The organism is Streptomyces graminilatus (genome assembly GCF_001418565.1).
Taxonomy (GTDB): Bacteria; Actinomycetota; Actinomycetes; order Streptomycetales; family Streptomycetaceae; genus Streptomyces; species Streptomyces graminilatus.
Genome location: NZ_LIQQ01000691.1, coordinates 1 through 10,899, shown reverse-complemented (window position 1 = coordinate 10,899; position 10,899 = coordinate 1). Strand labels below are relative to the sequence as shown.

Below are 10,899 nucleotides of genomic sequence, written 5' to 3'. Positions count from 1 at the left end.
GTTCCGGGGCGAGTTCAGGTGCGGGTTCCGGAGCGGGGTTCATGACGGGGGACCGGCACAGGGCCGGGGACGGGGAGGGGGCCGAGGCGTGGCAGGCATGGCAGGCGTGGCACGAACGGCGTATCGAGACGGTGTCGGCGCCCTACGGTCCCCTCGCCCTCGCCGGTACGCACTGGCTCGAGGACTTTCCGGACGGCGGGCTTCCGGCCGTCCCCGGCCGGTGGACGGCCGACGGTGACGCGGTCGTCCTGGCCGCCGGTGCCACGGACGGGCTGACGCTCGACGGTGAGCCCTTCGCCGGGGAGGTCCGGCTGACCGCCGACGCCGGTCCGGCGGGCGCGGCCCGGGTCGGTGTCGGTGAGCGACGCCTGGTCGTACTGGTGCGTGAAGGCAGCTGGGGTGTGCGTGACTTCGACCCCGGCACGGAGACACGTACCGCGTTCAAGGGCATCGCGGCGACCCCGTACGACCCGCGCTGGTCGGTACCCGGCCGGTTCACGCCGTACGACGAACCGCGCACCGTGCGGGTCGCGAACGCGGACGGGCGGGAGCGCGGGCTCGGGCTCGGCGGTGAACTGACGTTCTCGCTCGACGGGCGGGAACACACGCTGCGTGTGACCGTCGAGAAGGACGGCGCGCTGTGGGCCGTCTTCGCCGACTCCACCAGCGGTGACGGCAGTTACCGCTTCCGATTCCTGCGCCCGGTGGCCCCGGACGCGGAGGGGCGCACAACGGTGGACTTCAACCGGTCCCTGCTTCCACCGTGTGCGTTCGCCGACCACTTCGTCTGCCCCTTCCCGCCGCCGGGCAATACGCTGGGCGTCGCGGTAGTCGCAGGGGAGCGTGACCTTCGTTAGAACACCATGACTCTTGATCAACCCCTATGGATTGTACGGGGGTTGAACAAGTTGAGGCCGAAAGGCGCCCTTGCGTCGACCGGTCGAACGGCCGAATACTCCCAACCCAGCGCTTGTCAGGGTCACAGCATGTCCGGAATCCGGACGACCGGATTCCGGGCGGCGTGGCTCCGACTGCGCCTCACGGGCCCCGACCCCACGCGGGCCCCCGACTTCCCATGTGGAGGAACGACAAGTGAGGATCAAGCGCACCACCCCCCGCAGTGGCATCGCGAGACGGACCCGGCTGATCGCCGTCAGCACCGGACTCGTGGCCATGGCCGCCATCGCGATCCCCAGCGCGAACGCCGCCGACGACACCACGTTCAGTACCGCCGAGCTCGCCCAGGCGAGCGACTCCGTGCTCAAGGCCGACATCCCGGGCACCGCCTGGGCCGTCGACGCCGGCACGAACCGCGTTGTCGTCACCGCCGACAGCACGGTCTCCAGGGCGGAGATCTGGAAGATCAAGCGCCAGGCGGGCACCACCGCCGGCGCCATCACCATCAAGAGGACCCCGGGCAGGTTCAGCAAGCTGATCTCCGGCGGCGACGCCATCTATGCGAGTGGCTGGCGCTGCTCCCTGGGCTTCAATGTCCGCAGCGGCTCCACCTACTACTTCCTGACCGCAGGTCACTGCACCGACGGCGCGGGCAACTGGTGGTCCAACTCCAGCCGTACGACGCTGCTCGGCGCGACGGCGGGCTCCAGCTTCCCGACGAACGACTACGGGATCGTCAAGTACGCGAGCAGCTACCCCACGAGCTCGATCTCGGGCACCGTCGGCAGTGTCGACATCACCAGCGCCGCCACTCCGTCCGTGAACACCACGGTCTACCGTCGCGGTTCCACCACCGGCATCCACAGCGGCCGGGTCACCGCGCTGAACGCGACCGTCAACTATGGCGGCGGCGACATCGTCTACGGCATGATCCAGACCACGGTCTGCGCCGAGCCCGGCGACTCCGGCGGCCCGCTCTACTCCAACAGTGGCGTCGCCTACGGCCTGACATCGGGCGGCAGCGGCGACTGCTCCTCCGGTGGCACGACCTTCTTCCAGCCCGTCGTGGAGGCCCTGAACGCCTACGGCGTCAGCGTCTTCTAGAGGTCTTCCAGAGGTCTTCCAGAGGTCTTCCAGAGGTCTTCTGGAAATCTTCCGGAGGCCTTCCGGAGCGGACCGGGCCGGGCCGGTGTCATCGGTTTCCGCACGGCCCGACCCGCGGCCGGCAGCAGACAGGAGAGCCCTCGTACGCGACTCGCGTGCGGGGGCTCTCCCTTTGCTCTTCGAGGGCGGCGGGTTTCCGCCGTTCGCAAGGCCGTACGGAGGGGACGGCGGCGGCGCCCACGGCCTACGGCCGCCCGGTCGATCGTCCGCAGACGTCCATGATCAGGTCGCTGACCGGGGCCGATGGGGCTAGAGTGAACGAATCAATCGAACGGAAGTGCGAATCGCTATAGGTCGATCATCGAACTGATGATCGATTGGGTGGCCGAAAAGGGGTGGAGTGATGGAGGTGCGGCATGACGGGCTTCGCCCATCTGCACGTCGCGTCCGGTTACTCCGCCCGGTACGGCGCCTCCCACCCCGAGCAACTCGCCCGGCGGGCCGCCGAGCGCGGCATGGGGGCGCTGGCGCTCACCGACCGGGACACGGTCACCGGCGTCGTGCGGTTCGCCCAGGCCTGTGCGAAGGAAGGGGTCCGGCCGGTCTTCGGCGTCGACCTGGCGGTGGCCGCCCTCGCGCCGCCGCCCCCGGACCGGCGGCGCCGTACCCCCGTGCGCGGCGGCGCCCATGTGGTCGAGCCGCCGCTGCGGTTCACGCTGCTCGCGCGGGACCGGGCCGGATGGGCACGGCTGTGCCGGATCACCTCGGCCGCGCACGTCGGTACGGCGTCCGGGGCGGCACCGGTGGTCGTGCCGTGGGAGGCGCTGCGTGAGTACGGCGGCCCCGGTCTGACCGTGCTGCTCGGCCCGCTCTCGGAGCCGGTGCGGGCGCTGTCGGTGGGCCGGGAGGACGTCGCGGTGCGGTTGCTGGCGCCGTGGAAGGAGGTCTTCGGGGAGGGGGTCCGGTTGGAAGTCGTTGCGCAGAAACGTTCCGGCATCGGTCCGGGATCCCTCCGTCTGGCCGCCCGTACCCTCGCCCTGGCCGACCGCACCCGTACCCCCGCCGTCCTCACCAACGCCGTCCGCTACGCCGACCCCGACCAGCACCGCCTTGCCGACGTCCTGGACGCCGCGCGTCTGCTGCGGCCCGTCGACCGGCGGTATCTGGACGGCGGACAGCGGTGGCTCAAGGGTGAGCGGGACATGGCGGTCGTCGCGCGGATGGTCACCGAGGGCGCCGGAACGGATGTACGAAGGGCCCGTCGTCTGATGGCGGACACCGTGGCCACGGCGGACGCGTGCCGCCTCGACCCGGCGGCGGACCTCGGGCTCGGTATCCGGCACTTCCCGGAGCCCTCGCTCTTCGGCGCCGGGCCGCGAACGGACGGAGCCGCGCGGTTGCTGCGCCGGCGGTGCGAGGAGGGGCTGGCCCGGCGCGGCCTCGACCACGACCGGGAGGCGCTCGACCGGCTGGCCGAGGAACTCGGGGTGATCTCCACGCTGGGCCACGACTCGTACTTCCTCGCCGTCGGCCAGGTCGTGGCCGACATCCGGGAGCTGGGCATCCGGGTCGCCGCCCGTGGCTCGGGCGCCGGTTCACTGGTCTGCCACGCCCTGGACATCGCCACCGCGAACCCGCTCGACCATCGCCTGCTGTTCGAACGCTTTCTCAGCGTGCGCCGGGACACGCTGCCCGACATCGACATCGACGTGGAGTCCGCCCGGCGCCTGGAGTGCTACGACGCGATCTTCGAACGGTTCGGCAGGGAACGGGTCGCGGTCACCGCCATGCCCGAGACCTACCGGGCGCGCCGGGCGCTGCGGGACACCGGTCTCGCGCTCGGCATCGCACCCGCCGACATCGACCGGATCGCCAAGAGCTTCCCGCACCTGCGCGCCTCGGACATCACCAGCGCCCTCGCCGAACTGCCGGAACTGCGGCAGCTGGCGGGCGAGGCGCACCGGTACGGACCGCTGTGGGAGCTGGCGGAAGGCCTCGACTCCCTGGTCCACGGCATGGCCATGCACCCCTGCGGGGTCGTCATCAGCGACGCCACCCTCCTGGACCGGCTGCCGGTCCAGCCCACGCCACAGGGCGACTACCCCATGGCCATGGCGGCGAAGGAGGAGATCGAGGCGCTGGGCAACATCAAGCTCGACGTCCTTGGCGTACGGATGCAGTCCGCGATGGCCCACGCCGTCACCGAGATCGAACGCGCCACCGGCAACCGCATCGACCTCGACGACCCCGGGCAGGTCCCGCTCGACGACGTCTTCGCGTTCAAGCTCATCCAGGAGAGCCGGACGCTGGGTCTGTTCCAGCTGGAGTCGCCGGGCCAGCAGGATCTGCTGTCCCGGCTCCAGCCCCGCGATGTGCAGGACGTGATCGCCGACATCAGCCTCTTCCGCCCGGGCCCGGTCGCCGGGGGCATGCCCGAGCGGTACATCGCCGCCCGCCACGGCGGCACACCGGTGTACGCCCACCCGGACCTCGAACCGGTGCTCGCCGACACCTACGGCGTGACCATCTGGCACGAGCAGATCATCGAGACCCTCCGTGTGCTGACCGGCTGCGACCGGGCCTACGCGGAGATCACCCGGCGGGCCCTCGGCGACAAGGAGCGGCTTCCCAGGATCAGGGACTGGTTCCACCAGCGGGCACGCGCGCGTGGCTACAGCGCGGCCGTCCGGGACGAGGTCTGGAGGACCGTCGAGGCCTTCGGCGCGTACGGCTTCTGCCGCGCCCACGCGGTCGCGTTCGCCGTACCCGCCCTCCAGAGCGCCTGGCTCAAGGCGCACTACCCCGCGTTCCTGCTGGCAGGCCTCCTGGAACACGACCCCGGTATGTGGCCCAAGCGGGTCCTGGTCGCCGACGCCCGCCGGGGCGGCGTACAGATCCTGCCCGTCGACATCAACCGCTCCCGGGTGAGGCACACCGTGGAGATGACCGAGCAGGAGGAGTGGGGCGTGCGGCTCGCGCTGTCCGGGGTGCGCGGGATCGGCGAGGAGGAGTGTGCCCGGATCGAGGAGGGGCAGCCGTACGGATCGCTGTCGGACTTCTGGCAGCGGGGCCGGCCCAGCAGACCGGTCGCCGAACGCCTCGCCGGGATCGGCGCCCTGGACTGTCTCCACGACGGCCGCCTCACCCGGCGCGACCTGCTGCTCCAGATCGCCGAGCTGCACCGGCAGTCCCGCAACCGGAACGCGGGTTCGGGTCAGCTGCCCATCGACACGGGGGCGGTGGGCGGAGTGGAGCCGAGCGGGCTGCCCGAGATGACCGGACGTGAGGCACTCAGCGCCGAGCTGAGCACCCTCGGCATCGACGTCTCCAGGCATCTGATGGAGCACCACCACCGCCTCCTGCGCGAGATCGGCGCGACCGACGCGGCCCATCTGGCCGGGCTGCGGGCCGGCCGGCAGGTCCTGGTCGCCGGGGTACGGGCCTCCACCCAGACCCCGCCGATCGCCAGCGGCAAGCGGGTCATCTTCGTGACGCTGGAGGACGGATCGGGCCTGGTCGACCTGGCCTTCTTCGAGGACTCGCATCCGGCGTGCGCGTACACCGTCTTCCACAGCGGCCTGCTCCTCGTACGCGGCACGGTCCAGGTGCGCGGCACCCGCCGTACCGTCGTCGGCTCCATGGCCTGGGACCTGGACGAGATCGCCACGGCGCGTCGTGACAACGGCCCCCAGGCCGCCCTCGCCCTCCTCGGCGCCGCACGCCCGCACCCGACACCCGCCCAGCCGCACCGCACCCTGCCCAACGGCACCACCGGCGCCCGCCTGCACCCGTACGCCGACCTCCAGCCCGCCGGCACCCGTTCGGCCGACCTGAAGAAGTTCGGCCACCGAAGCCCGGGGAGCGCGGGATGAGCGGGACGGACGGGACGGACGGGCTGGGCGGAATGGGCGGAATGGGCGGGACGAGTGCACGGCAGCGGCACATCGCGCACCTCCACCTGCATGCCGCACTGACCGAGGCCGATCACGACACCATTATCGAACTGGCGTCCGATATTACGCCGCACGTCCAGACCGTCCCGCCGAACGCCGTACAGCTCGACCTGACCTCCGCGCTCCGCTACTTCGACAAGTCCCCCTATGACGTCGTCCAGATGGTGATGCTCAGGCTCAAGGGCCTGTACGGCATCGACTGCAGCGCCGGGCTCGCCGGCAACCGCATGCTCGCGGCGATGGCGGCGGACGCCTCCGCGCCCGGCGAGACCACCTGGGTGCCCGCCGAACAGGCCGCCGACTGGCTGGGGCCGAGGCCGGTCGCCGCGCTGCCCGGGATCGGACGCACCACGACGGAGCTGCTCGGCGGATACGGACTGCACACCGTCGGTCAGGTCGTCGGCCTGCCGGCGGGAACCCTGCAACGACTCCTCGGCGCCGGCCCCGCCAGGCTGCTGGCCGAGCGGGCGCGGGGGTACGACCCCCGTCCGGTCATCCCTGCGGAACCGGCGGCGCACCTGGTCGCCGACCTGGTGCTGGACCGCGACTGCCTGGACCCGGCACGGCACCACCGGGCGGTCCTGGGACTCGCCGACCGGATCGGCGGGCGCCTGCGCGGCGAACGGCGGACCGCCGGCCGGCTCACCCTCACGGTCCGGTACGCAGACCGCAGCTCCACCACTCGTACCCGTGTGCTGCCGGAACCCACCGATCACTCGCCCGCGCTCACCTCGGCCGCCCTGGGTCTGCTGAACGCCCTCGGGTTGCAGCGGGCACGCGTCCGCGCCTTCGTGATCCGCGCCGACGCACTGGTGCCGGCCGACAGTTCCTACCGCCAGCTCTCCCTGGACCCCGGCGACGCCCGTGCCCGCGCCGCCGAATCCGCAGGGGACCGCGCCCGGCGGCGGTTCGGGCCGGAGGCGGTGCGTCCGGCCGTGCTGGCCGCGTCGGTCGCGTCGGCTGCGTCGGCCGCACCGGCTGTGGTTCCAGTTGAGGGCCGTAACTGACGGGCCGTAACTGACGGGGTGCAACTGACGGGGCGTCAACTTCCGTGTGTCTGACGGTTGGTCGATCGTGTCGGCTCTTTATCATGACTCCGGACGGAGGGGAGATTTTTTACCGACGTGTAACTTCCCTCGTTGCGCTACTCGCCCGTAACTTTACGGGTGAACGACATCCAGTGATCCGGATCACGGGGCGTAGAGCCGTCGCAACTCCCTTGAGCCGCAAGGAGATCACTCGATGCTGCCCTGGAAGCGTGTACTCAGACCCCTCGCCGCACTGCTGCTGGCCGTCGCGGTCACCGCCGTGCCCGCCGTGGCCACCGCGCAAGCGGAAACGCGGACCGAGACGCAGGTCGAAAAGCAGGTCGAAAAGCAGGCCCGAGCGCGATCGGAGTCCGGTTCCGGCAGGGGCTGGAACGACTACTCCTGCACGCCGTCCGCCGCTCATCCGCGCCCGGTCGTCCTCGTGCACGGCACCTTCGCCAACGGGGTGGACAACTGGCTCACCCTCGCGCCGTATCTGGTGAACCGCGGCTACTGCGTCTTCTCGTTCGACTACGGCCAACTGCCCGGCGTACCCCTCTTCCACGGCCTCGGCCCCATCGACAGGTCGGCCGAGCAGCTCGCCGCCTTCGTCGACAAGGTGCTCGCCGCGACCGGTGCCGCCGAGACCGACCTCGTCGGGCACTCGCAGGGCGGCATGATGCCCCGCTACTACCTCAAGTTTCTCGGCGGCGCCGCGGAGGTGCACACCTTCGTCGGAATCGCGCCCAGCAACCACGGCACCACTCTGAACGGCCTCACCAAGCTGCTGAGGTACTTCCCCGGGGCCGAGGACCTGATCTCCACGGCCACCCCCGCCCTCGCCGACCAGGTGGCCGGGTCGGCCTTCCTGGCCAGGCTCAACGCGGGCGGTGACACCGTCCCCGGGGTCCGCTACACGGTGCTCGCCACCCGGTACGACGAGGTGGTCACGCCGTACCGGAGCCAGTTCCTGAGCGGCCCCGGCGTGCACAACGTCCTGATCCAGGACCTGTGCCCGCTGGACATCTCCGAGCACGCCGCACTCGGGCTGCTCGACCGGATCGCGTTCCACGAGGTGACGAACGCCCTGGACCCGGCGCACGCCACCGCCACCACCTGTCTGTCGGCGGTCGGCTGACTCCGGCCGGCTGTTGTCCGGCTCGGCTGTGGCCGGATGGTCTCAGCCGTCCGGCCACCAGGTGCGTGCGATGTCCTTGCGGACCTCGGGACGCTCGGTGGGGCGCTCGTCCGTCTTCTCCCGCACCCGGCGGGAGTCGGACTTCTTCAGGGGCTTCTGCACGGTTACGCGGCGCATGGCTGCCTCCTTCGGTCCACCTGATTCCGCGCTTTCACGGAGGCAGACCATTTCCGGGAGGGTGACTCATCGGCGCCGGTCTGTCAGTGGCGGCCGTCACGATTCGATTGTCAGTGGCGGGTGTCACTCTTGGCCCCATGACCGACTTCGACATGACCGACATCGACAAGACCGGAATCGGCATGACCGGAATCGACTGGGACGCGGAGGCGGCCACCTTCGACGACCAGCCTGATCACGGCCTGCGCGAACCGCTCGTACGCGAGGCCTGGGCGGCCCGGCTGCGCTCCTGGCTGCCGGACCGCCCGGCCGATGTCCTCGACCTGGGCTGCGGCACCGGCAGCCTGTCGCTCCTCGCGTCCGAACAGGGGCACCGCGTCACCGGTGTGGACGCGTCCGGGGCGATGGTCGAGCACGCCCGGAGCAAGCTGGCCGGCCGCCCCGCGGTGTTCCTCGTCGGTGACGCGGCGGCGCCCCCGGTGGGCGAGGAGCGCTTCGACGTCGTGCTCGTACGGCACGTTCTGTGGTCGCTGCCCGACCCCGCGCGCGTGCTTCGCCACTGGCGGGGACTGCTCCGGGCCGGCGGGCGGCTGGTGCTGGTCGAGGGCGTGTGGGGGACGGTCAGCCCGGTCGGGATACCCGCCGACACGCTCACCGCGCTGCTCGCGCCCCTCGCCGGGGATGTGCGTGTCGAACGGCTGTCCGGTGATGCGCAGCTGTGGGGGCGCGAGGTCGAGGACGAGCGGTACGCCGTACTGGCCCGCCCGTAGCCCCGTAGCCCCGTGGCGGCATCGGTGCGTTCAGGTGAGCAGGGCCTCGAAGCCGCCCTCGCGTGCCAGTGTCTCCAGCTCGTCCAGGGCCGCCATCGCGGCGGACGCGGCCCGCGGGTCGGCCTCGGCCAGTCCGCTCTCCTCGAACTCGTCCTCGTCCAGTCGTCGTACGTCCGTGCCGTCGGCGGAGCGCCACAGGTCCAGGTCGAGATCCTCGACGACCAGGTCGGTGCCGACGAGCGTGGCCGGGCGGGCGATGTCGCAGTACCAGCCCTTCAGCGCGCCCGTCGCGTCCCGGACCTCCTTCACGGAGTACCAGCGGTCCCGCCAGTAGTACTCCGTGAACACGTCACCGGGCTCGAAGCGGACGAAGCCGAAGTCGCGGACTCCGGCGCCGGCCCAGGGGGCGCGGACGGTGAGGCGGGTGCCGTCGTCGTGGAGCAGTTCGGCGGGGTAACCGATCTTCGTGCGGCCGGCCTTGACCAGGACGACGGTCACCGTGGTTTCAGGCGAGTTCGCGGACATACCGCACCTCCGTCGCGCAGATCTCGTATCCGAACCAGTCGTTGATCGCGATCATCGGGCCGTTCCCGGCGTCGTTGCCGGTCAGGGCCTCCGTGTACCCGGCGGCGCGCGCTCGGTGCAGGGAGTCGTTCTTGGCGAGTTTCGCGAGGCCGCGGCCCCGGAAGTCGCGGGCGGTGCCGGTCATCATGGTGCCGTAGCGGGTGCCGCCGTCGGTGCGGGCCAGACTGAACGCGGCGGGGCGGCCGTCCACGAGCGCGACCGAGGTCAGCTCGGGGCTGGTCATCGGGTGCCGCCAGGTTTCCCGGAGCCAGGCCTCGTAGTCCGTGAACTCGTAGGAGACATCGCTCGGTTCGTCCGACAGCGTCTCCGCGTCCAGGTCGAACAGCGGGCGCGGGTCGGTGGCGAAGTCGGTGCCCGTGCGGAGTTCGACGCCGGGCCGGGGGTCCTGGAGCGGGGGCAGCTTGCCGTTGGCCAGGTCCAGGCGGCGGAAGTGCGAGGTCCGGCTGGAGCTGTAGCCGTGGTGCTCGGCGAAGGCGCGGTTTCCGGGGGCGTCCAGCAGCCAAGCGAAGGACCTGGTCACTCCTGCGGCTGCGAGGTGCCGCTCGGCGACGCGGACCAGCTGTGAGCCCGCGCCGCGCCGCGTGCGATCCGGGTGCACGTACACGTTGAGGAAGCCCTGGCCCGGCTCCGGGCTGTCGTGGACGACCCCGGTCTGGGCGGTGCCGATCACCTCGCCGTCGTCCTCGGCGACGAGCGCCCGGAAGTGGGCGTCGGGGTGGGCGTGCGTGATGTCGTACGCGAGCGCCTCCGGCGTGAGCAGAAAGCAGGGGAGGGCGAGATGCCGGACGTGGGCGAAGGCCTCGACGCCGGCGGCGTCCTCGGGGTGGAGGGCGCGGACGGTCACTGTCATGAGCTCGGACGCTACGTGGGCAGACGTGGTGGGTGCCTCCTATTTTCCGGCCCGTGCGGGACAATCGCAGCGTGACCCTGAAGATCCGCATCGACGACAGCGCGCCGCCCTACGAGCAGGTGCGCGCCCAGATCTCCGAGCAGGCCCTGGCCGGGACACTGCCGGTGGGGTACCGGCTGCCGACCGTGCGGGGGCTTGCCGAGTCGCTCGGGCTTGCCGCCAACACGGTCGCCAAGGCGTATCGGGCGTTGGAGTCGGACGGGGTGATCGAGACGCGGGGGCGCAACGGGACGTTTGTCGCTGCCGCGGGGCAAGCGGCGGAGAAGGAGGCGGCGTCTGCCGCGCAGGCTTACGCGGAGCGGGTTCGGAGGCTTGGGCTGGGGGAGGGGGCGGCGCT

General features: G+C 71.4%; 10 protein-coding genes. 7 read left to right on the top strand and 3 right to left on the bottom strand.

Features of this window, described 5'->3' with window-relative positions; translation table 11 throughout:
- Positions 1-41 precede the first annotated feature (41 nt).
- From AOK08_RS40030 to AOK08_RS40010, 5 genes are all read left to right on the top strand, one after another.
- A complete protein-coding gene (locus tag AOK08_RS40030) occupies positions 42-857 on the top strand; it encodes a DUF1684 domain-containing protein (RefSeq protein ID WP_055535246.1) in 816 nt (271 codons plus the stop codon).
- A gap of 235 nt (positions 858-1,092) precedes the next feature.
- On the top strand, positions 1,093-2,001 hold the full coding sequence (locus AOK08_RS40025) for a S1 family peptidase (RefSeq protein WP_055535244.1): 909 nt from the start codon (positions 1,093-1,095) through the stop codon (positions 1,999-2,001).
- A gap of 416 nt (positions 2,002-2,417) precedes the next feature.
- Complete coding sequence (locus tag AOK08_RS40020; protein WP_055535242.1) at positions 2,418-5,873, top strand: DNA polymerase III subunit alpha; 3,456 nt, start codon at positions 2,418-2,420, stop codon at positions 5,871-5,873.
- Entirely contained in the window at positions 5,870-6,961 is a 1,092-nt protein-coding gene (locus AOK08_RS40015) for a DNA polymerase Y family protein (protein ID WP_241827302.1), read from the top strand. The genes AOK08_RS40020 and AOK08_RS40015 overlap by 4 nt, the downstream gene beginning before the upstream one ends.
- A 235-nt stretch (positions 6,962-7,196) precedes the next feature.
- The gene (locus tag AOK08_RS40010) at positions 7,197-8,120 is read left to right on the top strand and encodes an esterase/lipase family protein (protein ID WP_055535238.1); all 924 of its coding nucleotides are present in this window, start codon (positions 7,197-7,199) and stop codon (positions 8,118-8,120) included.
- Between the two features lie 42 nt (positions 8,121-8,162).
- Here AOK08_RS40010 and AOK08_RS48605 read toward each other — a convergent pair whose 3' ends face one another.
- Positions 8,163-8,297 carry a hypothetical protein gene (locus AOK08_RS48605; RefSeq protein ID WP_107101167.1) on the bottom strand — a complete coding sequence of 45 codons (135 nt, stop codon included), beginning with the start codon at positions 8,295-8,297 and terminating at the stop codon, positions 8,163-8,165.
- 137 nt (positions 8,298-8,434) lie between these two features.
- Here AOK08_RS48605 and AOK08_RS40005 point away from each other — a divergent pair, with 137 nt between their 5' ends.
- On the top strand, positions 8,435-9,067 hold the full coding sequence (locus tag AOK08_RS40005; protein WP_079054559.1) for a class I SAM-dependent methyltransferase: 633 nt from the start codon (positions 8,435-8,437) through the stop codon (positions 9,065-9,067).
- A gap of 30 nt (positions 9,068-9,097) precedes the next feature.
- Here the strand turns inward: AOK08_RS40005 and AOK08_RS40000 are convergent, their stop codons facing one another.
- Positions 9,098-9,592 carry a ribonuclease FAU-1 family protein gene (locus tag AOK08_RS40000; RefSeq protein WP_055535237.1) on the bottom strand — a complete coding sequence of 165 codons (495 nt, stop codon included), beginning with the start codon at positions 9,590-9,592 and terminating at the stop codon, positions 9,098-9,100.
- On the bottom strand, positions 9,573-10,502 hold the full coding sequence (locus tag AOK08_RS39995; RefSeq protein WP_055535235.1) for a GNAT family N-acetyltransferase: 930 nt from the start codon (positions 10,500-10,502) through the stop codon (positions 9,573-9,575). The genes AOK08_RS40000 and AOK08_RS39995 overlap by 20 nt, the downstream gene beginning before the upstream one ends.
- A gap of 71 nt (positions 10,503-10,573) precedes the next feature.
- On the opposite strand from AOK08_RS39995, the gene AOK08_RS39990 reads away from it, so the two are divergent.
- Positions 10,574-10,899 (top strand): GntR family transcriptional regulator (locus AOK08_RS39990; protein WP_055535248.1); only part of this gene is annotated, 326 nt, incomplete at its 3' end.